General features: G+C 66.6%; 32 protein-coding genes. 16 read left to right on the forward strand and 16 right to left on the reverse strand.

The window, feature by feature from the left end:
* The first annotated feature begins 6 nt into the window (after positions 1 to 6).
* From BJ997_RS14880 to fmdA, 7 genes are all read left to right on the forward strand, one after another.
* The gene (locus BJ997_RS14880; RefSeq protein WP_052541848.1) at positions 7 to 1,152 is read left to right on the forward strand and encodes an acyl-CoA dehydrogenase family protein; all 1,146 of its coding nucleotides are present in this window, start codon (positions 7 to 9) and stop codon (positions 1,150 to 1,152) included.
* Positions 1,149 to 1,925, forward strand: coding sequence for a phosphoribosylanthranilate isomerase (locus BJ997_RS14885; RefSeq protein WP_052541847.1), 777 nt, complete (start codon positions 1,149 to 1,151; stop codon positions 1,923 to 1,925). The genes BJ997_RS14880 and BJ997_RS14885 overlap by 4 nt, the downstream gene beginning before the upstream one ends.
* Positions 1,922 to 2,650: a beta/alpha barrel domain-containing protein gene (locus BJ997_RS14890; protein WP_035834695.1), complete on the forward strand. Its 729-nt coding sequence runs from the start codon at positions 1,922 to 1,924 to the stop codon at positions 2,648 to 2,650. Before BJ997_RS14885 ends, BJ997_RS14890 begins: the two co-directional genes overlap by 4 nt.
* Positions 2,647 to 3,387, forward strand: a complete 741-nt coding sequence (locus BJ997_RS14895) for a thioesterase II family protein (RefSeq protein WP_035834694.1) — start codon at positions 2,647 to 2,649, stop codon at positions 3,385 to 3,387. Before BJ997_RS14890 ends, BJ997_RS14895 begins: the two co-directional genes overlap by 4 nt.
* A 78-nt stretch (positions 3,388 to 3,465) precedes the next feature.
* Positions 3,466 to 4,098, forward strand: coding sequence for an AmiS/UreI family transporter (locus tag BJ997_RS14900; protein WP_035834693.1), 633 nt, complete (start codon positions 3,466 to 3,468; stop codon positions 4,096 to 4,098).
* Positions 4,099 to 4,107: 9 nt separating this feature from the next.
* The gene (locus tag BJ997_RS14905; protein WP_035834692.1) at positions 4,108 to 4,398 is read left to right on the forward strand and encodes an FmdB family zinc ribbon protein; all 291 of its coding nucleotides are present in this window, start codon (positions 4,108 to 4,110) and stop codon (positions 4,396 to 4,398) included.
* 28 nt (positions 4,399 to 4,426) lie between these two features.
* Entirely contained in the window at positions 4,427 to 5,683 is a 1,257-nt protein-coding gene (gene fmdA, locus BJ997_RS14910) for a formamidase (protein WP_035834691.1), read from the forward strand.
* 62 nt (positions 5,684 to 5,745) lie between these two features.
* On the opposite strand, the gene BJ997_RS14915 is transcribed toward fmdA, so the two are convergent.
* The 8 genes from BJ997_RS14915 to BJ997_RS14950 form a co-directional block, all read right to left on the reverse strand.
* Positions 5,746 to 6,381, reverse strand: coding sequence for a hypothetical protein (locus BJ997_RS14915; RefSeq protein WP_052541846.1), 636 nt, complete (start codon positions 6,379 to 6,381; stop codon positions 5,746 to 5,748).
* On the reverse strand, positions 6,378 to 6,962 hold the full coding sequence (locus BJ997_RS21960; protein ID WP_052541845.1) for a DUF6286 domain-containing protein: 585 nt from the start codon (positions 6,960 to 6,962) through the stop codon (positions 6,378 to 6,380). The genes BJ997_RS14915 and BJ997_RS21960 overlap by 4 nt, the downstream gene beginning before the upstream one ends.
* Positions 6,959 to 7,309, reverse strand: coding sequence for a hypothetical protein (locus BJ997_RS21965; protein WP_035834690.1), 351 nt, complete (start codon positions 7,307 to 7,309; stop codon positions 6,959 to 6,961). The genes BJ997_RS21960 and BJ997_RS21965 overlap by 4 nt, the downstream gene beginning before the upstream one ends.
* The gene (locus BJ997_RS14930; protein WP_035834689.1) at positions 7,306 to 7,497 is read right to left on the reverse strand and encodes a DUF2273 domain-containing protein; all 192 of its coding nucleotides are present in this window, start codon (positions 7,495 to 7,497) and stop codon (positions 7,306 to 7,308) included. Before BJ997_RS14930 ends, BJ997_RS21965 begins: the two co-directional genes overlap by 4 nt.
* Complete coding sequence (locus tag BJ997_RS14935) at positions 7,494 to 7,919, reverse strand: Asp23/Gls24 family envelope stress response protein (protein ID WP_035834688.1); 426 nt, start codon at positions 7,917 to 7,919, stop codon at positions 7,494 to 7,496. The genes BJ997_RS14930 and BJ997_RS14935 overlap by 4 nt, the downstream gene beginning before the upstream one ends.
* Before the next feature lie 143 nt (positions 7,920 to 8,062).
* Positions 8,063 to 8,392, reverse strand: a complete 330-nt coding sequence (locus tag BJ997_RS14940; RefSeq protein WP_035834687.1) for a hypothetical protein — start codon at positions 8,390 to 8,392, stop codon at positions 8,063 to 8,065.
* A complete protein-coding gene (locus BJ997_RS14945) occupies positions 8,385 to 9,044 on the reverse strand; it encodes an Asp23/Gls24 family envelope stress response protein (RefSeq protein ID WP_052541844.1) in 660 nt (219 codons plus the stop codon). The genes BJ997_RS14940 and BJ997_RS14945 overlap by 8 nt, the downstream gene beginning before the upstream one ends.
* A complete protein-coding gene (locus tag BJ997_RS14950) occupies positions 9,035 to 9,610 on the reverse strand; it encodes an RNA polymerase sigma factor (protein ID WP_035834686.1) in 576 nt (191 codons plus the stop codon). Before BJ997_RS14950 ends, BJ997_RS14945 begins: the two co-directional genes overlap by 10 nt.
* A 120-nt stretch (positions 9,611 to 9,730) precedes the next feature.
* Between BJ997_RS14950 and BJ997_RS14955 the strand changes: the two genes are divergently transcribed.
* Positions 9,731 to 9,904, forward strand: coding sequence for a CsbD family protein (locus tag BJ997_RS14955; RefSeq protein ID WP_084140971.1), 174 nt, complete (start codon positions 9,731 to 9,733; stop codon positions 9,902 to 9,904).
* Here BJ997_RS14955 and BJ997_RS14960 read toward each other — a convergent pair.
* The gene (locus tag BJ997_RS14960) at positions 9,894 to 10,766 is read right to left on the reverse strand and encodes a hypothetical protein (protein ID WP_035834684.1); all 873 of its coding nucleotides are present in this window, start codon (positions 10,764 to 10,766) and stop codon (positions 9,894 to 9,896) included. The genes BJ997_RS14955 and BJ997_RS14960 overlap by 11 nt on opposite strands.
* Before the next feature lie 182 nt (positions 10,767 to 10,948).
* Here BJ997_RS14960 and BJ997_RS14965 point away from each other — a divergent pair, with 182 nt between their 5' ends.
* Together BJ997_RS14965 and BJ997_RS14970 are read left to right on the forward strand one after the other, a co-directional pair.
* Entirely contained in the window at positions 10,949 to 11,689 is a 741-nt protein-coding gene (locus BJ997_RS14965) for a response regulator transcription factor (RefSeq protein WP_035834682.1), read from the forward strand.
* A 130-nt stretch (positions 11,690 to 11,819) separates the two neighbouring features.
* A complete protein-coding gene (locus tag BJ997_RS14970) occupies positions 11,820 to 12,119 on the forward strand; it encodes a GIY-YIG nuclease family protein (RefSeq protein WP_035834681.1) in 300 nt (99 codons plus the stop codon).
* A gap of 142 nt (positions 12,120 to 12,261) precedes the next feature.
* Here BJ997_RS14970 and BJ997_RS14975 read toward each other — a convergent pair whose 3' ends face one another.
* From BJ997_RS14975 to BJ997_RS14990, 4 genes are all read right to left on the reverse strand, one after another.
* A complete protein-coding gene (locus BJ997_RS14975) occupies positions 12,262 to 12,897 on the reverse strand; it encodes a nucleoside/nucleotide kinase family protein (protein WP_035834679.1) in 636 nt (211 codons plus the stop codon).
* Positions 12,898 to 13,052: 155 nt separating this feature from the next.
* Positions 13,053 to 13,310, reverse strand: a complete 258-nt coding sequence (locus tag BJ997_RS14980; RefSeq protein WP_035834677.1) for a hypothetical protein — start codon at positions 13,308 to 13,310, stop codon at positions 13,053 to 13,055.
* A gap of 10 nt (positions 13,311 to 13,320) precedes the next feature.
* Positions 13,321 to 13,695 carry a hypothetical protein gene (locus tag BJ997_RS14985; RefSeq protein WP_035834675.1) on the reverse strand — a complete coding sequence of 125 codons (375 nt, stop codon included), beginning with the start codon at positions 13,693 to 13,695 and terminating at the stop codon, positions 13,321 to 13,323.
* Between the two features lie 36 nt (positions 13,696 to 13,731).
* Positions 13,732 to 15,186: a tyrosine-protein kinase domain-containing protein gene (locus tag BJ997_RS14990; protein ID WP_035834674.1), complete on the reverse strand. Its 1,455-nt coding sequence runs from the start codon at positions 15,184 to 15,186 to the stop codon at positions 13,732 to 13,734.
* 164 nt (positions 15,187 to 15,350) lie between these two features.
* Between BJ997_RS14990 and BJ997_RS14995 the strand changes: the two genes are divergently transcribed.
* The gene (locus tag BJ997_RS14995) at positions 15,351 to 16,070 is read left to right on the forward strand and encodes a CPBP family intramembrane glutamic endopeptidase (protein WP_035834672.1); all 720 of its coding nucleotides are present in this window, start codon (positions 15,351 to 15,353) and stop codon (positions 16,068 to 16,070) included.
* Positions 16,071 to 16,296: 226 nt separating this feature from the next.
* The gene (locus tag BJ997_RS15000) at positions 16,297 to 16,617 is read left to right on the forward strand and encodes a DUF7882 family protein (RefSeq protein ID WP_035834671.1); all 321 of its coding nucleotides are present in this window, start codon (positions 16,297 to 16,299) and stop codon (positions 16,615 to 16,617) included.
* 18 nt (positions 16,618 to 16,635) lie between these two features.
* Here BJ997_RS15000 and BJ997_RS15005 read toward each other — a convergent pair whose 3' ends face one another.
* Both BJ997_RS15005 and BJ997_RS15010 read right to left on the reverse strand, forming a co-directional pair.
* Entirely contained in the window at positions 16,636 to 17,706 is a 1,071-nt protein-coding gene (locus tag BJ997_RS15005) for an acyltransferase family protein (protein ID WP_052541843.1), read from the reverse strand.
* A gap of 194 nt (positions 17,707 to 17,900) precedes the next feature.
* A complete protein-coding gene (locus BJ997_RS15010) occupies positions 17,901 to 18,491 on the reverse strand; it encodes a hypothetical protein (RefSeq protein ID WP_035834670.1) in 591 nt (196 codons plus the stop codon).
* Between the two features lie 147 nt (positions 18,492 to 18,638).
* On the opposite strand from BJ997_RS15010, the gene BJ997_RS15015 reads away from it, so the two are divergent.
* Both BJ997_RS15015 and BJ997_RS15020 read left to right on the forward strand, forming a co-directional pair.
* A complete protein-coding gene (locus tag BJ997_RS15015) occupies positions 18,639 to 19,097 on the forward strand; it encodes a DUF6325 family protein (protein WP_035834669.1) in 459 nt (152 codons plus the stop codon).
* An 11-nt stretch (positions 19,098 to 19,108) separates the two neighbouring features.
* Positions 19,109 to 19,270, forward strand: a complete 162-nt coding sequence (locus BJ997_RS15020; protein ID WP_169743158.1) for a hypothetical protein — start codon at positions 19,109 to 19,111, stop codon at positions 19,268 to 19,270.
* A 200-nt stretch (positions 19,271 to 19,470) separates the two neighbouring features.
* On the opposite strand, the gene BJ997_RS15025 is transcribed toward BJ997_RS15020, so the two are convergent.
* Positions 19,471 to 19,920: a hypothetical protein gene (locus BJ997_RS15025; protein WP_183323582.1), complete on the reverse strand. Its 450-nt coding sequence runs from the start codon at positions 19,918 to 19,920 to the stop codon at positions 19,471 to 19,473.
* Between the two features lie 160 nt (positions 19,921 to 20,080).
* On the opposite strand from BJ997_RS15025, the gene istA reads away from it, so the two are divergent.
* Positions 20,081 to 21,670 carry an IS21 family transposase gene (gene istA / locus BJ997_RS15030; RefSeq protein WP_035840902.1) on the forward strand — a complete coding sequence of 530 codons (1,590 nt, stop codon included), beginning with the start codon at positions 20,081 to 20,083 and terminating at the stop codon, positions 21,668 to 21,670.
* Positions 21,670 to 22,437 (forward strand): ATP-binding protein, encoded by a 768-nt coding sequence (locus BJ997_RS15035; protein ID WP_183323584.1) that lies wholly within the window; start codon positions 21,670 to 21,672, stop codon positions 22,435 to 22,437. Before istA ends, BJ997_RS15035 begins: the two co-directional genes overlap by 1 nt.

The following is a 22,437-nucleotide window of genomic DNA, read 5'->3' on the forward strand; positions in this document are numbered from 1 at the left end:
GCTCCTATGACGATCGTCGCATCCATCGGCGAATCGCCGGCACGCGTGGTCGAGGATTTCCTCGACCACGCTTTCGGCGAGCACCCGGACCGGCCGGACGACGAGACAGAGTTTGACCGGACGGGCTGGGACCGTGTGCGGGCCTCCGGGCTGCTCGGCGCCCCCTTCTCACCGGAGGTCGGCGGCCTCGGCCTGTCCCTGACCGAGAGCCTGGCCCCGCTGGAACGGCTCGGCTACCTCAATCCCGATGCCGGGCTGTCATTCGCCGCGATGACCACGATGGCCAGCACGGCAGTGGCGCTGTCGAGATTCGGCACCGATCAACAGCGCCACGGTTACCTGCCGGCGGTTGTCTCCGGCGATCTCATCGGAGCGCATGCAATCACGGAAACCGAGACAGGCTCTGACGCCCTGAGAATGAATACCCGAGCTGTCAGGGATGGTACCGGCTTTGTGCTGGATGGCAACAAGAGTTTCGTCACCAACGCCGGGATTGCCGATGTCTACGTTATATATGCGCGCACAGCAGAGTCGCCTGGCCCACTCGGCCTGACCGCATTCCTGGTTCCGGCCACGACCCCCGGATTCACGGTGGGTCGTCGCCTCGAAACGATGGGCCTGCGCGGAACACCATTGGCGGAGTTGAGCTTCACGTCGTGCCGTCTTCCGGCAAGCAGCGTCGTGGGCCGAGTCGGAGGAGGCTTTCTGGTGCTCGACCACGTGATGGAGCGGGAGATTCTCTTCTCGTTCACCGTCAACGTCGGGGAGATGCAACGTCGGCTGGAGCGCGTGATCGCCTGGTGCCGGGAACGGCGCCAATACGGGCAGCCCATCGGCACCTATCAAGCGGTCGCGCACAAAGTGGTGGACATGCGCATCGCGGTCGACTCCGCCCGCATGTGGCTGCACGCCGCGGCCGACAAGCTCGACGCCGGCATGTCGGCCACGGCAGAAATCTCGATGGCCAAACTGGTGACGAGCCGGGGAAACCTGCAGTCGAGCCTCGATGCGATTCAGATCTTCGGCGGTCGCGGGTACCTGACGGAACATGGAGTCGAGCGAGATCTGCGCAACGCCGTGGCGGGCCCCATCTACTCGGGCACCAACGAGATTCAGTACAATCGCGTCGCAGCCATGCTGGGGCTGCGGTGACGTCCGCGCGCACAACGTTCGTGGGCCACGCGACAGGTACCGTGGGCACCGACGATCTCCACCGCCGATCACCGGCTGCCCTCGTGGTGAAGATATGTGGACTCGTCACCCCGGGCGAGCTGGACCTTGTCGCCTCCGCAGGGGCATCCCTGGCCGGGGTCTGGTGGGGCGTGCCGGGCTCGGCCCGTTCGCTTGACCACGCGGGCCTCCGGCGAATGCGCACGGCCGCGGCAGTCGAACGGTGCCTGGTGACCTTCTCCTCAGACGCCCAGGCAATCGCGGAGGCGCGCGATGCGCTGCAGGCAGATTGGGTGCAATTGCACGCATTCCAGTCACCAGCGGTGGTCGCCGACGTGCGACGCCGCCTGCCCATGGGCACTCGGCTCGTCAAGGTGCTGCACATTGACGGCGAGACCCTTTTGGAGAGGCCCTTCCTCGGTGCCTTTGGCCGGTCGGGTGTCGACGAGTACATCCTCGACACCGTCTCGGGCCGTCAGATCGGCAGTACGGGCACACAGTCCAGCCCCGAGACGGTGGAGAAATTTGCCGGCCAGCTGACGCATCCGTTTCTGATCGCGGGCGGGATCGACTCCGACCGGGCCGAAGAGTTCGGTCGTGTCCGTGCCCTTCCGGGCTGGCACGGAATCGACGTAGACACCAATGCGAGATCCGCAGACGGCGCACTCGACATCGACCGCATCGCCTCGATCGTCGACGCGTGGGGACGTTCCTCGCCGACACGCAGTCTGGTGACGGCAGGTGCCCCCGCATGACGGATCGAGACCTGGTCGGCTCTGCGCATTCGCCGTTCATTGCTGCCGTGCTTCGCTCGGAAACACCGCTGATCATGGAGGTAAAGCGCCGCTCCGCCACGGGCGCGGACCTCACCGGCGGCCGCTCACCGAGCGAACTGGTGCGACTGTTCGAAGCAGCGGATGCTCCGTGCATCTCGGTCGTGTCGGGCCGCTGGTTCGGTGGCGACGCGGCTCTCGTCGACGAGGTTGTGCGGACAACCAGCCGGCCCGTGTTGCAGAAGGACTTCTTCATGCGCCGCGAGCAGCTCGTGGCCGCTCACCGGGCGGGAGTCTCCGCAGTGCTCCTGACCGCCCAGCTGCTGCACCGGGACAGCCTGAAGGCTCTCGTGAACCACGCCCTGGACCTCGGGCTTACACCGTTCGTCGAAGTCGTGACCCTGCAGGAAATCCACGACGTTCCACGGGCTGAATCGTGTGTCATCGCCGTCAACAACAGGGATATCCGCAACAAAGAACAGGGGCCCTCGAACCTTGACCGCAGCCACGACCTCTTCGGGGCCGTGAGAGATACCGGAACTCCGTTGCCGGTGAGCGCAAGTGGCATCGATTCGGCGGAAGCGGCCGCGGCACTCCTGGCAGTCGGGTATCGCGGTCTCCTGGTGGGCACCGCGCTTCTGGCCGGCGAGGGCCTCCACGGAAGGTGGGGCAGCGCGGTCACCGGCGCTCGAGGGAACGCCTCATGATCACGTCTGTGGAGCACCGACCGCAGGTGGTGTTGATTCCTCCCGCCGGGGGATCCGCCGTCTTGGGCAGGGCGTGGACCGAGGGCCTCGCAGACCGCGCACATGTTGACCTGCTGAGGCTGCCCCGGCTGCACGACGGCTCGCTGATGGCGAGCGCCCGTCTGCTCGCTGCCGCCACACCTCGATCGGGCCGCTGGGTGCTTGCCGGCCACAGCCTGGGCGGTCTGATCGCGTTTGAAATCGTGAGAGCGCTCCAGCTCGCCGGCGGGCACCTCCCTGAACGCCTCATCGTCATGGGCAGTCAGGCTCCCGATATGCTGAGCGGTCGCGCCTTCGCCGCACTTGTCGACCTGCGCGACGACGCCATGCTCGATGCCCTCGTCGAGATGGGCGCTGTCGACACCGCCTTACGGGAGCACCCCATGCGAAAACTGTTTGTTCCGGGATTGCGACGAGATCTCCGTCTCCTCGTGTCCTACACACCGGATCCGGTCAACGACTCCGTGGGGGTGCCTCTGCATGCCTGGCATGGGGAGCACGACCGGCTGGCACCTCCTGCACGGGCGGCGGCGTGGGCACGCCACACGAGCGTGCAGTTCCACACCCGCACGTTTGCGGGTGGGCACTTCTTTCCGGTGGAACAACTCGCGGATGTTCTGCGGGCGCTGCCCTTGACCACGCCGGCGGAGTGCCCCCGATGTGGGGTGGAAGCTCGCATCGTGCCGACAATTCGTTGACACCGGATAGTTTGTTTCGCTACATTCAGGCCATGGGCGATGGGGCCCGTGAACGGCACTGACTGAGGAGTTCGAGCTATGAGCAATGTCGGCTTGTTGTACGTGGGGGCCATTCTCTTCATCAACGGGCTCATGCTCATCGGCGTGATTCCCGGCAAGTCCGCCGCCATCCTCAACTTCTTCGTGGGCGGCATGCAAGTGGTGCTGCCCACCATCATCCTGATCCAGGCGAACAACGACCCGGCCATCATCTTGGGGGCCGCCGGACTTTACCTCTTCGGGTTCACCTACCTCTACGTGGGCATTCTGCAGGTGACCGGAGTGAGCGGAGAAGGCCTCGGCTGGTTCTCCCTCTTTGTGTCGGCGTGCGCGGTGGTGATCGGCGTAATTCAGTTTGCGCTCGGCGATGCGGTCTTCGGCGTGATCTGGTGGATCTGGGCCGTGCTGTGGTTTCTGTTCTTCCTGCTGCTCGGGCTGGGCAAGGAGTCGCTCGCCCACACCACGGGTTGGTTCGCGATTCTGATCAGCCACCTCACCGCCACCATTCCCGCGTTCATCCTGCTACTGGGCCGCTACGAGTCCAACGCAGCTTTCGCCCTCGGCATGGCCGCCCTCGGCGTGATCGCACTTGTGCTGTCGCTGGCCCTCGGGCACCGAGCGAGGGGAACCACGGCACCCGCGACATCCGCTACCGCATCGATCGCAACCTGATAGGGAGCCATGCCCACCTACGAATACCGCTGCCCCGACTGCGCAGACTTCGATCTGGTCTTTGAGATGAAGACGGTACCCGACTCGGTGAGCTGCCCGAGTTGCCCGGGTACGGCCCGGCGCCGGATGAGCGCTCCTCGCATCTCGTCGGCCGGTTCGGCGGCGTTTCGACTGATCGACTCGACTAAGCGCAGCGCTCACGAACCGACCGTGGTGAACTCGCCCGGGCCCGGGCAGCGCTCGGGCGCCGCACAAAAATACACCTCGAACCCACTGCACAAGAAACTTCCCCGACCGTAACCGCAGAAACCCGACGAAGGAGAACGAGATGCCCGAACTGCTGTTTCCGTTAGATTCTTCCAAGAAATTCGAAGACCAGGAGAAGGTGGGCCACAACCGCTGGCATCCCGAAATTCCCCCGGTGGCCACCGTGAAGCCTGGCACGTCATTTCGGGTGGATTGCCGCGAATGGTTCGACGGTGCCATCGTGAACGACGACTCGGCCGAAGACATTCTCAACGCGCCCCTCCTGACCGTGCACAAGCTCAGCGGCCCCTTCGCCGTGGAGGGCGCCAAGCCCGGCGATCTGCTCGTCGTCGACATTCTGGATGTGGGGCCGATCCCGATGGAAGACTCCGGACCCCTCGCCGGCCAGGGCTGGGGATACACCGGCATCTTCGCGCGGAACAACGGCGGCGGGTTTCTCACCGACCAGTTTCCCGACGCGTACAAAGCCATTTGGGACTTCACCGGGCAGACCGCAACCTCACGCCATATCCCTCACGTGTCATTCACCGGGTTGATTCACCCGGGACTGATGGGCACGGCGCCGTCGGCGAAGCTGCTGGCCACCTGGAACAAGCGGGAGGGCGATCTGATCGCCACCGACCCGCACCGGGTGCCGCCGCTCGCGCTTCCGCCGGAGGCAGAGCACGCCGTTCTCGGGTCGCTCGCCCCCTCGGAGTTCGCCCGGGTGGCCGGCGAGGCCGCCCGCACCGCACCACCGCGCGAAAATGGCGGCAACCAAGACATCAAGAACCTGTCAAAAGGCAGCCGCATCTTCTACCCCGTCTTTGTGGACGGCGCCAATCTCTCCCTCGGCGACCTGCACTTCTCGCAGGGCGACGGCGAGATCACGTTCTGCGGGGCGATCGAGATGGGCGGCTTCATCGAGCTGCGCGTGGACATTATCAAGGGCGGAATGGAGACGTACGGGGTGAGCGAGAACGCCATCTTCATGCCCGGCAACGTGGAACCCCAGTTCAGCCAGTGGCTGGCGTTCTCCGGAACGTCGGTGACCCTCGATGGGGAGCAGCGCTACCTGGACTCGCACCTGTCGTACCAGCGCGCATGCCTGCACGCCATCGATTACCTCACCAAGTTCGGCTACTCGCCCGAGCAGGTGTACCTGCTGCTCGGTGCGGCGCCCATTGAGGGCCGTTTGTCGGGTGTGGTCGACATTCCGAATTCATGCTCGACTGTGTACATCCCCACCTCGATCTTCGACTTCGATGTGCAGCCGTCGGCGGCCGGGCCGTTCCAGATCAGCCCCGGAATCGGGGCGCCGCGGGCGGCCAACCGTTGAGATGAGCGCCCAGCGAGCCGGCACACCTGTGCGGGGCTACGGTCACGGGTGGGCAACCCGATTCACTCGGGTCTGAGGGGCATCTCGCGAGGCCTCGATCGCTCGTCCCTCGCGCCTCGACCAGCGACGGGGAGGCGGGTGGGCTTGGCGAGGCGACTGGCGATGCCGCCGTTGATCCTGATGAACACGGGAACCTGCTCGCCGAGCAGGTCGTCCCAGCGAGCGACGAGGATGTCCACGTGGTCGCGGATGTCCCGCGGCGACGCCCCGCGGCGCGCGGCGACGGCGATCTTGAGCGCGGGAACGCCGCGAACCGTGAACGCTGTCACCGAGGCCGAGGCCGCGCCGGAGTACTCGGCGAGCGCGGCGCCGATGGTCTGCGCGGCGAGCGCCGACGACACGACCACGCACCCGTCGCCGGTCTTGGTGAGCAGGGTGGCGGTTTGTCCGCGCCCCTGCCGCGCGATGAACACGATCAACAGCGCGATCAGCACGGCGGCCACTCCCACGGCCAGCAGCAGGCCGTTCGGTGCGGTCACCATGTCGAGCTGACCGGAGGCGCGCTCCGCCTCGGCGGTCCAGGCCGCGAGCGCGTCGGGCAGCAGCGCCGCCGCGGCAACCGCCCCGCCCACCGCCACGAGCACGAGGCCGAACACCAGGATGCCGATACGGTTCAGCGCCCGGTTGGTGTTGTTCATGCACCCACCACACCCTGCTTCGACACGATCACCCGGTGACGCAGAGTGGGCGTGAGGGCGAGGTGTGAGAGCTCGTCGGCCACGGCATCCGCTATGGCGTCGCGGTTCACGGGCCACCCCGAGGCGGGCTGCACGCGCACCTCGGCCACTCGTCGGCTCACGGACACCACCACGCGGTCGGGATCGAGGTCGGCGGCGTGCGACGCCCGCCGGGCGAGCGCCGACGCGATGGCGCGGTTGTCGACGACGAGCGCCGTGCGGCTGGTCTCCCCCACATGGTCGAAACGCCGCCCCGGGGTGAGGGCCGCCACCACGAGCACCACGCCCACGAGCGTGGCGAGCGCGCCCGCGCCCAGCAGAGCGGATGCCGCCACGCCCGCCGGCAGCTCGGCCGCCGCCGCGAGGGCCTCGCCCGGTGCCACGAGCAGCGGGGGGCGTTGCAGGAAGGCGAGCACACACTCCACCGCCACGTAAGCGAGGGCGAGGATGACGATGGCCGCGAGCGTGATGGCGAGCGCGGACTTGGCGGAATGGGTCTCCCGGCGAACGATGCGCTGGTACGTGCTGCGATGTTTGATCACTGCACTCTCTCCTGAGCCTGAATGTTTGCGTCGTTGAGCCGAACTGTGACCTGTCCGATGGACGAGCCGGTGAGGTGCAGCACGCGGTCGCGAATGGTGGCCTGCGCGGCGGTAGCACGCGCGAGGATCGAGCCGGCGGCATCCGCTGCCCGACGTGGTGCGGTCAGCGAGAGCACCCGGATCGGCGCTATGGCTGTCACCTGCAGCAGGCCGTTGGCGTCGGCGAGCTGCACGCCTACCTGGCGGGCCGGCACACCCATCGCCTCGGCGGCGACGGCCGATACGACCTGTTTGAGCGCGCGCGTGGTGATGCGGTTGCGGCCGTGGGTGGCTTCGGGGATGGTCACGACGACGAGCGCCGACCACGGAAGGCGTCGGCGACGCGGCGCAGGTCGAGGTCGCCGTCGAGCACGCGGGCCACAACTGCTCCCACGCCCATGGCCACTGCCACCAGCAGGAAAGCCCAGAACCCGAGCATTACCGCGGTAAGGGCGAGAATCGCACCGACCGCGATGCCGATCGTGGTGTGGCTCACTGCAGGCGGGACGTGCTGTCGGCGGTGTCGTCATCGTCTTCGGAGGGGATGTGCACGTCGTTGACGGTCACGTTCACCTCGGTGACCTGCATGCCGATGAGGTCGCGGATGGCGGTGGACACGGCGTCGCGCACGTTGTCGGCGATGGTCTGCAGCGCCATCGGGTACTCCGCCACGATCGAGATGTCGACGGCCACCTGCGTTTCGCCGACCTCCACGCTGACGCCCTGGGTGAGATCGGTCTGGTTCATGGCGTCGCGGATGGCGCCAAGCGCACGCGCCGCGCCGCCGCCGAGCGCGTACACGCCGGTGACGTCGCGGGCGGCGATGCCGGCGACCTTGGCGATCACACTGTCGACGATCACGGTGGTTCCGGTGCCAGCCGCGGTGAGAGCGGTGGTGGAGGGAACGGATGTAGCCATGGTGGTCTCCTCGGGAATGGTATCGATGGTTCGAAACCGCCCCGGCAGCGGATTGCTACCGATCGGGCCTTCACGACTAAGACGAGCTGATCGGCCTTAATGTCACGCGCCAGTGCGCACTTTTTTCGAGCGGATGCGGCGGGTCAGCCGATGCGGGCCACTGTCACGGCGATCTCGGCGACCTGCTGCTCGGTGCTCTCGGTGAGGTGGTTCTGGAGGGCTTCGTAGACGCGGCGGCACACGTCGGCGGCGGCATAGCCATCCGCTACCCCGATCTTGACCGTGACGGAGAGGGCCTCGTTCTGGCGGGCCACGAAGACGGAGTTCGGGGCGGCCGGGCGGCCGACCAGGGCGCCGAGTGCCGTGCCGATCACGGTGGCGGCGAGCGGCGTGGCGGCATAGAGGCCGTCGACTCCGGGCACGGCGAGCACGATCTGGTCGAGCCGGTCGGTGGAGGGCAGCACATCACTCATCGGTACTCGATTTCGGTAGGGGCTGGCGGAGGTAGACGTCGCGGATGGTGATCTCGATCGTGGCCACATTGAGGTCGGTGTGCTCGCGGAGCGCCGCGTAGACGGCCTCGCGGAGGGTCTCGGCCTTGGCGGGGATGTGCTCGCCCTGGCTCACGGCGGCGTCGATGCGGATGGTGATCGGGTCGCCGGGCACGCTCACGTCGCCGTCGAGGCGACACCGGCCCACGATAATGTTCTCGATGCCGTCGCCCGTGGCGCGGAGGATTCCGCGCACTGCGCCCTCCGTAACGACGAGGTGCGCGGTGGGCGAGGGGTGACTGAGCGGGATATCGCGGCCGGAATGCGCCTCGAGGTTGATGTTCTGCAAGATGCTCGTCACCCAGCTGTCACCGCGGTCGGTTTCACGCTCCACGTCTTGGGTGAGCAGGGAGCCCTGCACGGTGCGGAGGCGTTGCAGGCTGCGCAGGGCAATCTGACATTCGGGCGAGTCGTCGATGCCGGGGTCTGCGGGCGTGCGGCCTCGGTCGAGGTAGTCGCTGAGCTCCTCGATGGTGTGGCCAGCGAGGTGGGCCACCTCGCGATCGGGCGAATCGACGTCGAAGGCGACGAAGGGCTCGTTGGGCGCGTCTGGTGTGGGTGGGGTCATCGCCATGCCTCCATCTCCCGGAGAAGAGTCTTGCGCGCTCGAGCGAGCAGACCGCGAACCGTGGACACCGGCAGGTCCAACTCTTCCGCAATACCAACGTAGCTGCTGCCCGCCAGCTCGCGCAGGGTCCAGCAGCGACGCTGGTCCTCTGGCAGGTCGGCGAGGGCGCGGGACAGCGCCTCGGTCTGGGACTCCGCTTCGGCCAGCCGGTGCGGAGACTGGTGCTCGGGAGCGATCGGTTCGTTGAGGTCGATGTCGGCGCGTTCGCGGCGCGCCCGCAGCCGGTCGATGCTCTTGCGACTCACGATGCGCATCAGCCAACTTTTCACGGCGGCACCGTCGTCGAGCGTGGAGAGCTGCTTCCAGGCGGTGATGAACGTCTCCTGTACGACGTCGTCCATTTCGTCGTTCGACCCGAGAACCCGCGAGGCGTAGACCCGCATGAGCGGACCGTATCGACGCACGATCACCTCGAACGCGCGCACGTCCCCGTCTGCCGCGCGGCTGGCCAGGGTGAGGTCGGAGGCGGTGTCCAGCGGGGAGGCCACGTGCGGTCGCAGCGATGTTGGCATGACGTTCTCCCCTCACTTCTCTCGTTGCCGGAAAATTCTTTTGCGAAATGCTGTGACAAATATGCCACGGGTTTCGTCTTCGTGGTGAACACAGACAATCGATGTGAAGGAGAGAGCACGATGAGCGCATCCGACAAGATCAGCAACGCCGCCGAAGACCTCAAGGGCAAGGCCAACGAGGCCGTTGGCAAGGCCACAAATGACGACTCGAAGGTGGCCAAGGGCAAGGCCCAGCAGGCCTCCGCGAATGTGAAGAAGGCCGGCGAGAACGTGAAGGACGCCTTTAAGGGGTAGCGAGGCGGCCGGCTGGTATCCCGCCGGTCAAGGCACGACGAAGGAGCACTTGAGACCGCGCGACCCGACTCTTAGACTCGGCTCGCCGGGACTCGAGACACGCCGTAGACGGCGTTCCTCGACCAGCGGAAAGGGGAAGCCGCGGCGCATATCCCCAACTCGCTGGTCGAGGAGCGAGGCCCGAGCGCCTCGACCAGCGAGGCGGGAAAACCGCGGCACTGGGCACCGTGACCGGCGTGTTCAGCGCGCCGGTCACAGCGATCGGATCGGTCGCCCACGCCTGACCACTGACTGTGGCGACGGAGCCGACCGAGGTGATGGCGAGGTGTGATGCCGCGATGTCCGCGGCATCCGTTGCCGAACCGCCGGGCGCCGACCAGACGAAGGCGCTCACCTCGCTGGCGATGGCCCAGCCCGCGGCGGAGTCGGTACTGGCGCCGGCGGCAACCTGGACGGTGCGTGAATAAGGCACGGCGCCGAAATCGATGCCCTCAAGCGACGCCGTGCGGGGGCCAGCCAGCACGACCGCCGAGGCGGTGGCGGTGGAGACCACGTTGGGAATGATGGGGTCGAGCGTGGCCAGGGTCGACTCGCCCGTGTCGACGACGTCAACCCGGTGGGTGAGCGGGTTCACCGCCACCGTTTCGGGGGTGAGGCCTGCAGGGCTCGCCTGTGTGAGGGCATCCGTGTGGCCGGTGATCCCGCGTGGGGCGGGACGGAGTTTCGTGACGGTGACGACAACGGATGCGGGGCGCTGCGTGGCGTGAAGCAGGCCAGCGGCGGAGTGCGCGGCCACGGCCGCCGGCGTGCCGTCGACCCCGATGGCGGCCGTGGCAATGAGGCTCAGGGTGCAGCTGTTCATGGGATCACCTTCGCCGGGTCGTTGCCTAGTGTGTGTGTGTGTGTGTGTGCTGAGCCTGTTCCTCACGCATCAAGGTTCTCAGCAGAAAATGTCGAGCAAACCTCAGGGTATGCCGAGTTTTTTGTGGCGCGCAGGTGGCCATCTGTTATGTAATGGATTTGTAACCTGTTTGGGGGTCACTCATGAGCGATAGTCGGGCGAATCGACGTGCTGTCGTGATCGACGATGACCCAGACGTGGGAGGGCTGCTCGCCGCAATTCTCGGCGGTGCCGGATTCGACGTGAAGGTGGCTGCGGACGGGCCGACGGGACTGCACCTGGTGCGGGACTTCGCACCGGAGATCACGACGCTGGATGTGAACATGCCCGGCGTCGACGGGTTCGAGACGCTGCGGCGCATCCGTCTGCTGAGCTCGACCCGGGTGGTGATCGTGTCGGGACGGGTGGACGAGATCGACATGGTTCTGGGCCTCAGCGCGGGGGCCGACGACTACATTGCCAAGCCGTTTCGGGCGCGGGAGATGCGCGCGCGCATCGAGGCTGTGCTGCGCCGCTCGGCGGAGTACGGGCCGGTTTCCGTCGCGGTGCCGGAGACGGGGTGGCTGAACGCGGGCGCGGTGCGGCTGTGCGTGGCGCAGCGGGAGGCGCGGCTTCACGGTCGGTTGGTGGCTCTCACGCGCAGCGAGTTTGAGCTGCTCGCCGGGCTCGCGATCGCGTGCGGCAAGGTGTGCAGCAAGGAGCAGCTCGTCGGCACGCTGCGGCTGCGCGGCGAGGCCGGGTCGGGCCTCGTGACGGACTCGGATCGGCGGGCACTTGAGGTGCATGTGGCGAACCTGCGCAGGAAGCTCGACAATGCGGGCGCGCACGAGCTGATCGAGACCGTGCGCGGCATCGGGTATCGGGTGGCGGCGCTGGTGCGCTGAGGTGCGCTCGTCATGCAGACCAAGTCGCCAGGTCTCGATCGCTCGTTCCTCGCGCCTCGACCAGCGAGGGGGCGTCGAATTCCCCTGTGGACAACTCCCGCAAATCCCCTGGACGTGCCACGATCGCCGCATGCCGTATATGTACATCGTTCAGTGCGCCGATGGCTCCTTCTACGTCGGGAGCACCTGGAACATCGAGCGTCGGCTGTGGCAGCACACTGCCGGCGACGGCGCGGCCTACACGAGACGGCGCCGCCCCGTGACGCTCGTCTATCTCGAAGAAGGCCCTCGAATAGAAGATGCCTATGCCCGCGAGAAGCAGGTCCAGGGGTGGAGCCGCGCAAAGCGATTGGCTCTCATCGAGGGAAGACCGGCCGATCTCGCGCCGCTCAGTGTTCGCCGGCATCGCCCCGAGAAGTCCCCGCCTTGACGCGCCAGTCACCCCACCCCGCCGGTCGAGGCGCGACGAAGGAGCGATCGAGACCCCCCGCCGGTCGAGGCGCGACGAAGGAGCGATCGAGACCCCCGCCGGTCGATCGCTCGTGCCTCGGGTCTCGACCAGCGAGGGCGGATCAGACGCGGAGGGCGGCGCGGGCGGCTGAGCGTTCCACGATCAGGGCGTTGGCGGCGTCGACGGTTTCGGCCCAGAGCCGGGCGTCGTGGGGACTGCGGCCGTGACGCTCGTGGCGGTCGACGAGGCGACGCATCCGCTCGGGGGACGGGGTGTCGCAGAACCAGACCTCGGCGGCAATCCGGGGGATCTCCGACCACGGATGCCGGTCGACCAGCAGGTAATTTCCCTCGGTGACGACGATGCGCACGGACGGATCGATGGCGATGGCTCCCGTGACGCCTTCGTCGACGGCGCGGTCGAAGCTGGGGGCAAAAACGGTGTGCTCGCGTTCTGTCGCCAGGCGGCGGAGCAGGGCGACGAAACCGTGGGCGTCGAAGGTGTCGATCGCGCCCTTGCGGTCGTGCCTTCCGAGCCGGTCCAGGGTGGCGTTGGCGAGGTGGAAACCGTCCATGGGGAGATGAACGGCGGTGCCCGGGGCGGTGTCGTTGAGACGGGCCACGAGGGTGCGGGCGAGGGTGGTCTTGCCGGCTCCGGGGCTGCCGGCAATGCCGAGGACGACGCGGGCGCCGTGCGACGGCTCGAGCAGACCGAGGGCGCGGCGCGCGAGGGAGTCGAGGGCGGGTGGGTCGGTCATCCCCCCATCCTGCCGCACGGCTCCTGGTGACGGCGCCGCGCGGCTCCCGCGCGCCCGAAACCGGCTCGTGCGCAGGGCGCTGCGCCCGAAACCTGCACGGGCGCCCGCAATACCGCCCGCCCGAGCAGTTTTCGGGCGCGCCACCCGCCGGGAGGTCAGGTCTCGGGGTTCCGGCGGGCGATGTCGGCACGCAGGGCCGCTTCGCGCAGCAGGGACGCCTCGAGCAGGGCCTTCGTGGCGTCCAGCTCGGCCTGCACCCTGACCAGACGCGCGGCCAGCAGGGGGTCGGGGGTCGGCGACATCCGCTCTCGGGATTTTTCGACGACGGCGGGCTCGTGAGTGCCGCCGAGGCCGAGGAGCAGCGAGCGGAGTTCCCGGGCCGATCGACGAACATCATTTTCATGAATAGTCACGGGGCGCCCTTCATTCGAGTCCCAGTTTAGTCGCGATTTGTAGGGCATACTCCCTGTCGGCGGGGGTTGCCCAGGGAGCGACGACGAGGCGCTTCAGCATCTCGAGCCCGAGGAATTGCTCGGTGGGAGAGGAACTTTCGGCCAGGTGGGCGGCCCATTCGAGGCGTTCCATGAACTGGCCGCGGGCGTCGACGGGCTTCTGCGCGTGCAGCTGCTGCTCGAGGAGCGCCTGCTGCGCGGCGATCTGCTTGTCACTGAGGGCGTTGGCGTGGTTGCGGGTGAGGAACCAGGCGCGGATGGTCCAGGTGAGGGTGGTCAGGGCAGCGATCGCGGTCACAATCGACGCGGCAAAAATGCCGTCCCACGGCACGCCGAGGAGGGTCATCGGGCGCACCCCGGCTCAGACACCGCGACCCGCGCGCTACTTGCGGAGCTTGGTGCGCCGCGACATCGGCACGCGAGCGGATGCCGGCGCCGAGCTCGGCGACGTCTCCGCACCGGTCTCTTCCCCGTAGCCGTAGCCATACCCGTAGCCGTAGTGGCCGTAGCCGTAGGCGTCGGGTCCCTTCGTGGGAAGCATCGTGAGCACCAGGCCCGAGATGGGAGCGCCCACGTTGTCGAGAGCGGAGATCGCGCCGCGGAGCTGGTTCTTGTGCGTGCGCCCCGCTGCGACGATGAGGATGACACCGCCGACGTTCTTGGCGAGGATCGCGGCATCCGTTACCGGGAGCAGGGGCGGGGTGTCGAAGAGCACCACGTCGAAGGTGCTGTTGAGTTCGGCGATGAGCAGGCTCATGCGCGCGGAGCCGAGGAGCTCGCTCGGGTTCGGCGGCACATGGCCGGCCGGCAGTACGAAGAGCTGGCCCTTGCCCCACGGCTGGATGACGTCCTTGAGCGCGGCGCGCCCGATGAGCACGTCGGTGAGTCCCACGGCGCCCTCGACCCCCATGTACTCGGCGATCTTGGGGCGGCGCAGGTCGGCGTCTACGAGGAGAACGCGCGCGCCGGCATCCGCCAGGGCGATCGCGAGGTTGGCGCCAGTGGTGCTCTTACCCTCGCTCTCGACCGAGCTCGTGACCACGAAGGCGCGGTCGGCGCGACCCACGTCCAGGAACTGCAGGTTGGTGCGCAGCGTGCGGAACGACTCGGCACGCGGGCTGCGCGGGTCGACGTGCACGATGAGAGGACGCTCTTGCGCCTTGTTGTCGAAGACGATGCCACCGAGGATGGGCACCGCGGTGATCTGCTCCACGTCGCGCTCGTTGCGGATGCGGGTCTCGAGGGTCTCGCGCAGCACCGCGATGGCCACGCCGAGGGCGAGTCCCACGAGGGCGCCGAGCGCGATGTTCAGCGGCACGTTGGGGCTCACCGGCGTGGACGGCACCGTGGCCTCCTGCGCGCGGGTGAGCTTCACGGGCGACACGGCGCCGTCTTGCTCGGGCGTCTCGATGTTCTGCACGACGGCGGTGAGGCTCACCGAGATGGCGTTGGCCGTGGCCGCCGCGCGTACGGGATCGGTGTCGATCACGGTGATGTCGATGATCGACGTGTCGAGCGGCGCGGAGGCGGTGACGCGGCCCGCGAGCTGGTCACTCGTGATGCCCAGCTGCAGCTTGCCGATCACGGGAAGCAGCACGATGGGCGTGACCACGAGGTCGGAGTAGGTCTTGACGCGCTGCACCGTGAAGCTGTTGCCCTGGGCGAGTTCCGAGGTGGTTCCGCTGGACTGGGTGGACACGAAGACCTTGCTGGTGGCGCTGTACTTCGGCGTCTGCACAATGGAGAAAGCGGATGCCCCGGCCACCGCCACAAGGGTCAGCAGCAGGATCAGAACCCAGCTCTTGCGCAGGATGCGAATGTAGTCGCGAAGTTCCACTCAACGGCCTTTCCTTGGGCATGCCGGACGCATGTGTCAGTGCATTTTTGCATAATTGAGATTTTCCGGGGCTTCCAGTTTTGGGTGGTTTACACGGCGGCGCTACGGGTGTATTAGGACAAGCGTGAGGCTCGACATCCGCTGGCTGCACTAGTTTGGGGAGCATGAGTGAGGTCACGAAACCGCGGGTATTCGATGCGCAACGCGGGCTGACGGATGCGACGGTGGGCGTGGTGTTCGCGGTGCTGTTCGTTCTCGGCGCGAGCGCCGCCGTCGTGGGCTTCTGGATCGCCGACCCGAACCTGAGCCTGTTGCTGGGCTATCTCGCGGTGTGGATTCCCTTGCTGGGTGCCGTGGGCGTGGCCTGCTATTTTCACGGCCACGACATCGGCCTGCGGTTCCGCTGGCTCGACCTGCTGTGGGGGCTGTCGATCGGGCTGCTGGCTCGCTCCGTGGCGAGCGCGGTGGAGATTCTCGGCTACGGACAAATGGGGTCGTCGGCGGTGACGTTCGGCGAAACCGTGTACGACGGATGGTGGCTGTTCGGCGCGCTTGCGGCCCCCGTTCTGCTCGCCCCGCTGATTGAGGAGCTGTTCTTTCGCGGGCTGCTGCTGCGCTCGATGCTCGGGGTGACCCGCGCGGGCGGCGGCACGCGGGGAGCGTCGGTCGTGATCGCCGTGCTCGTGAGCGCTAGCGTGTTCGCCCTCGTGCACGTACTCACGGTTGGCACCGTGACCGGGGTGTGGGTGGTGGGCATATCCACGTTGCTGTTCGGGTTGGGGGCGGCCTGCCTGGCCGTGCTCACCGGCCGCCTCGGCGGTGCGGTCCTAGCCCACGTGACCTTCAATGCGCTCGTCGTGGTTCCGGCGCTGGTCGTTCTGTAGGCGCTTCAGCGGAGGTCGTTGTCGGGGTCGGCACACCCACGTACCCCCCGATTTGGGGCTGATCAGAGGCCCTTTCGGAGGAGTTTGCAGCCTCTGCATTTACTAAGCTCAGAGTGCCTCGAGAAAGTGTACTTCCGCACTGGGAGTGAGGCCATGGGCTGCGCATTCTGCTGCGCGGTGGGGTTGCTACTGATCCGCAGCCCGTCCAAAATAGTGGAGCATTTTTATGGGAAAGCTGACCTACGACTCGAGTCTGACGGCCGACTTTGACGATCGGGTGCTGGCCCACATCCAGCTTGTCATCGGCACGAAACTTCGTCGCGGTGAAAGTTTCTACTTCTCGTGGCGCGACGACCCCCTGGCCGGCGGCGGGCGAAGCACGGTGTGGCTGCACCCCGGCATCCCCCTGGCCTTCAAGTACTTCGGCAGCCGTGTTCCCTCACTGAATCGCGAATGGGTCGAGGCGCTCTCCCTCGCGGCCAACTCCTCGGCCGGGCTGCAAGTCGTGCCGGAACCGACCGCCGCCACCGTCACGGTCACCGTCTAGGTTCGCGCCGCGCGGGCGTCAGAGGCCGTCAGCCGGCGCGAGCGCAGGTCGGGGGCCGGCGACCCTGCCACCGCGCGGAGACTTGAGAGCCAGCGCCGGACGTTCCACGACGAACCAGCTCGCCACGGCGAACGGCAGCGCGGCCACCAGGGACAGCACCGCGAACACCCCCACCGGCACGGCCGTCGACCCGAACAGGCCGTTCAGCCCGAGGAACAGCAACTGTTGCACCGGAAATCCATACACGTACAGGCCGTACGACACGTCGTTGCGGGCCCCCACCCCACGAAGCGGCAGCACCACGCTGAGGTATAACAGCAGGTACGCGAGCGGGAAAGCTGCGAGCGGTTTGAAGAGCCCGAGCGCTGTGATCAGCACCATGAACGACGCCGCAACGAGGGCGAGCGGCGCGGCCAACGGCATCCGCTGCCTCAAGATGTACAACACGACCCCCGCGAAGAAGAAGGTCGCCATGGCGAGCAGGTTCACCGCGAACGTCGGGGTCGCCGGGCTCAGAGTGAGCAGCGTTCCCGCCGTGAGGGCCACGAAGAGCGTCACGGAAGCCGGCGCGAAAGCGCGACGCGGCACAACGGATGCCAGCACGCCGACCCCGAGATAACAGAGCGCCTCGAAGACCAACGACCAGAGCGGGGCGTTCCAGTTGGGGGTGCCGGCGGTCTGCAAGGTGCCGTCGATCCCCCACTGCGTGATGTGCAGCGACGCATTGCCGAAGACGTAGCGGGCGGCGCTGCTCCACTCCACGGCACCGCCGCCGAGCAGCGCGGACACCGGGGCGAAGACCACGGCGGTGACCACGAGCACCACGAGGAACGCGGGATAGATCCGCAGGGCGCGATTCACGAGGAAGCGCGTCAACGACGGCGTGGACAGTCGGCTGCCGGCGATCAGGTAGCCCGAGATGGCGAAGAATCCGGCCACGGCGAACATACCGAGGTCGGTGCCCGCGAGAGCGGGCGGATACCCGAACCCGGCCACGATCCAGGAATGCGAGATGATCACGCACGCGGCCAGCAGCAGGCGCAGGGCGTTGAGGGAATTGCGGCGGGGATCGAACCTCGTGCCGAGCATGGAACCCCCGTCGTCTGTGCTGATCCTCCCAAGTTCGCGCGCGGAGCGGAAGGGTTCGACGCAGAATGTGCCCCGAGTTGGTGACAACCGGGAGCGGATGCCGTGGCGCGGGTTAGGCGCGACGGCTGCGGCGCACCGTGGTGCGCAGCCGGCTAGCGCGGCACCCGGGGTAGACAGGTAATCTTGCACGCCCGCTAGGCAAGGTCACGCAGCACAGGGTGCAGCAGCAGGCCGAATGCCGGGGCGTCCAGGCGAAGATCGGTGCTGACGAGAACGCGGGTGGGCGCCACCCGCCACAGTCTGGTGTCGGCGAGAGACAGAACCTCGATCGACAGACTGAACGGCCGAGTCGGGCGCCGCAGGGTCGCCGAGACGTCGGCGACGGCGTGAGTGATGGACAGGTCTCCCGGGAACCGCGCCGCCGCACCCGCACGTTCATTCATCTGCTCGGCGCACGCCCGAATCTGCGGCCAGTGCTGCAGCACGAAGGCGCTGAGGTGGGTGCCCTGTGGCATGGCGGGCCCGGCCGCGTCCCGGAAGTCGGCGTTCACCGGGCCCGGTTCCTCGGCCACGCACCGGTTCCACCACAGGCGCCACTCATTCGCGAGTGTGCGCGCGAGCCGCCGAGGGATCCCCGGAACTACGCCGACGGATGCCGCGGTGCGCGGCAGCCGCAACGCGTCGAATTCGCGGGCGCCCACCATGTCACGCACCACCAGGTGATGCGCGAGCGGGCTCCCCCAGTCTTCCGCCACAGACCAGTGCGGACCGGGCCCCGAGTGCATGCAACCTCCTCCTCGAATGCCTCCATTGTGGCCGGAAAGTGCTTCGCGCGGGGCCCGCGCTGCGTCCAACGTGGTTGCCACCGGGACCTGCCCAATACCGCGAGCCGGGCGTATCATGTGCGGCACACTCTGACGATGGGATTGATAATGACGGAGACTTCACTCGACGCTTTGGGACCGGTCGACTTTTTGATCGTGGAGTTTCCCGAGGGCCAGTCCAACTTCACCGGCGAGATCGCCGACGAACTTGTCAAACTCGTGGACGCGGGCACGATCCGGGTGATCGACATGCTGATTCTGGCCAAGGACCAGGACGGCGTCGTCGAGGCCATGGAGCTGTCCGACCTCGACGAACTCGGCCCGCTGCAGGCGATCGAAACCGAGCTGGCGGAGCTGCTCGCCGAGGAAGACGTGGACAAGCTCGCCGCTGCGATGGGCCCCGGCAGCGTCGCCGGTGTGCTGGTCTACGAGAACCTGTGGGCGGCGCCGTTCGCGTCTGCCACCCGCCGCGCGGGAGGGCAACTGGTGGCTAACGGGCGGATCCCCATCCAGGCCATCGTCGCGTCTCTCGAAGCCGACCAGATTTCCGATGATTTCCGAGACTGAAGGAGAATGAGATGCCGCTACGGCCCGCACGAGTAGGAAGAGTCGGCGTCGTTCGCGCGCCCGTCGCCAAGGCGGCCGTTGTGGGGGCCGCGGTCACACCGGGTCGGTCGCCCGTGGCCAAGGCCGCCGTCGTGGGCGCGGCCGTGACCCCGGGTCGCCGCCGCCGAATCTAGCCACGCGCGCTCGCTGCGGCTTGTTGTCCGTCAGCCGCAAATCTCACCGCGAGGCCGCGCGCCCGGCTCGTGATTCGCGGCACGAGAGCGATCCCGGCCGTGTAGATGCCGGTGACCCGCGACGGCCTTGCTGTTCCCCCGCTAAACCTCCTGAACTGACCCCGGCCTATCCTCCGTCATTCGTGGGGCGGCTGGAGGAACTAATACGTGTCGGACACGACCGTCCCGTGAAAGCGTTGTTGACTCGATCTTGAACTGAGTATTTCGGAGTTCACGCTTTTGTCGTACTCGTCAGCAATTTGCATGTATTTGTCCGGGGCATGGGAGGTTACATCGAAATTCCCCGCTCTGAAGTTGATGCTGCTGCCCTTCTCGGGCAATTCCTCACCCAAGACAGCAGTTAAAATTGACGATGTAGTTTGAGTCACGACGTTGTTCGTGAGCCATTGGAATCCGGGTACAGGATCGCCGTTGTGCATCAGGCGCACAACATTCGCCCCACCAAAGTTTCGGTGCCCCACCAATTCCGGTGTGCCATATGTAAGCACTTCCTTGATGTTGAAGCTTTGATCATCAGCAAGCGTCTGCGCGATGAATCCACCCTGGCTGAAACCGACCACCATCATTTCGGCACCAAAGTCATCGCCCATCGCAGCTTGAATGTCAGTGGCGAGTAGCGCTTGTAGGTAGCGGTAGTCCAGCGACTCGGTAGCAGGATTCCGGGAACACGGTAGCGCTGGCGCTAATGAACTGCTGGGCTGTGGAAGGACAACGCGCAAGGCGTTGTCGTTCCATTGTTAAGGGCGGGTCATGGCGGATTATCGGAAAATATTGGGGTTGTTGCTCGAGGGGCGGAGCTACCGCGAAGTCGTAGAGATCGCTGGGTGCTCGCATCGCGACGTCGCCCGGGTCCGGCAAGAGGTCCAGGAACGAGGTGTCACCTCGGCGGTCGCGGTCAGCGACGCCGAGCTGACGGAATGGTTCCCCGACGGGCGCCGGAAAGTGTCGGCGGAGTATGACCAGCCCGACTTGTCTCGGGTTCTGGCATCAATGAAGGCGAACCGGCACTTCACGTTGCTGCTGGCGTGGCGTCGGTACGTCGACGCCAAGGACGCCGGGAAAAAGTACGGGTACTCGCAGTTCTGCGCCCTGTTCACCGGCTACCTCCGCACCCACGATCTCGTCGCGGTGCTGCGCCATGAGCCGGGTCGGGCGATGCTGGTCGACTGGGCCGGCGACACGATGGACATCGTTGACACGATCACCGGCGAGGTGGTCCGAGCGATCTTGTTCGTCGCGGTGTTGCCGTTTTCAGGGCTTCTGTTCTGCCGAGCTTACGCGGATATGAAGTCCCCGGCGTGGCTCGATGCGCACGTTCGAGCGTTCGCATTCTTCGGCGGCGTGACGCAGATCGTCGTGCCGGACAACCCGACGACCTCCACTCACCAGACACATAAGGGCGATGCGGAGCGGGTCGTCAACGCGAGGTATCAGCAGCTCGCGGATCACTACCAGACCGCGATTGTCCCGGCCCGAGTGAAGAAACCCCGCGATAAGGCGGCTGCGGAGAACGCGGTGAACGTGGTCAACAAACGAGTCATCGGCTACCTCGAGGACGACGTCTTCACGACGCTGAGCGAGTTGAATACGGCGATCGAAGAGCGCGTGCGTGAGATCAACCATGACATCCGCCGCGCCGACGACACGACCAGGTGGGAACGCTTCGACATGGAGGAGCGCGAGTTGCTCGGCCCTTTGCCCGATGCCGGGTTCGAGGATGTGCAGTGGAAGGAGCTGAAGGCGGCCCGGAATTACCACGTCACCGCGGACACGCAACGGTATTCCGTGCCCTTCGGGTTGGCGGGCAAGCTGCTGCGGGTTCGGCTGACGTCGTCCCTGGTGACGGTCTTCGACGGGCACGAGAGCATCTGCGAACATCCTCGGCTGACGGGGAGGAAAGGCCAGTACTCGACTCTTCCGGACCACGTCCCGCCGCAGCACCGCGATATCGACGGGTTGTGGTCAAGGCGGTGGTTCATCGACCGGGCGCGCAGCGTTGGGCCGGCCACCGTCACGGTGATCGAGCACATCCTCGACAGCCAGGTGATCGAGGCGCAGGGCTACCTGGCCTGCCAGAACATCCTCGACGGGCTCGGTAAGAACAACCGGGAACGGCTGGAGGCGGCCTGCCAGGCACTCGTGAACCGAGGCACCCATCCGACGTATTCGACGCTGAAACGGTTGATGGCGGCGATCGATAGTGACGCGAAGAAGCCCCGGCCGGTGACCCCGGCAGCCTCGACAGGCAAACGCAGCAACACGGTCGTGTTCCGCGACACCATCTCGGACGTTTACGTCCGCGATGCCTCCCACTACGCAGGCGACGAGGAGGGGAAGTGATGTTCACCAGCATCGATTACGACAAGTTCCGGGCCCTGCGCGTGACCCACGTCGCGACGCGCCTGGAGGAACTCATCCAAGACGAAGGCAACGACACCCTCACCCCCGAGCAGCTGTTCCTGACCGCGGTCGACGACGCGTTGGAGTCCCGTCGTATCAACAAGGTCGACAAGCTCATCCGCCAAGCTGCTTTCCCGATCCCGGGGGCCACGGTCGCGGAGGTCGACTACCGCGACGGGCGCGGGATCACCCCAGTCAGAATGCGACGCTATGCCGCCCATGACTGGCGCTCCGATGCGACGAACCTCCTCATCATTTCGCCCACCGGAGGCGGGAAGACCTACCTCGCCTGCGCGCTGGCCATCGGCGCCTGCCAGAGTGAGCACTCCGTTCTCTACTTCCGGATGGACGACCTCGCCCGAAGGCTTGTCATCGCCCGCGGCGACGGAATCGCCCATCAGAAGCTGTTGAACGAGCTCTCCAACATCGACCTGCTCATCATCGACGACTTCCTCACAGTCGACATCGACAGCGACGCCGCCAGCGACTTGTTCGCGATCCTCGCGAACAGGGAACACCGACTACCCACGATGATCGCCTCGCAGACCGGGCCAAAGCACTGGGTCGCCGAGCTGCCCGACCGGGTCGCCGCGGACTCGATCGTGAACCGCCTCGCCAACAACGCCCGGATCATCAACCTCGGCCAGATTGACATGCGCCGGCACCGCAACGACCAAGCCCGCGCCCACGAGACCTACTGGGAGTGA

Source organism: Cryobacterium roopkundense (assembly GCF_014200405.1).
GTDB classification, from domain to species: Bacteria; Actinomycetota; Actinomycetes; order Actinomycetales; family Microbacteriaceae; genus Cryobacterium; species Cryobacterium roopkundense.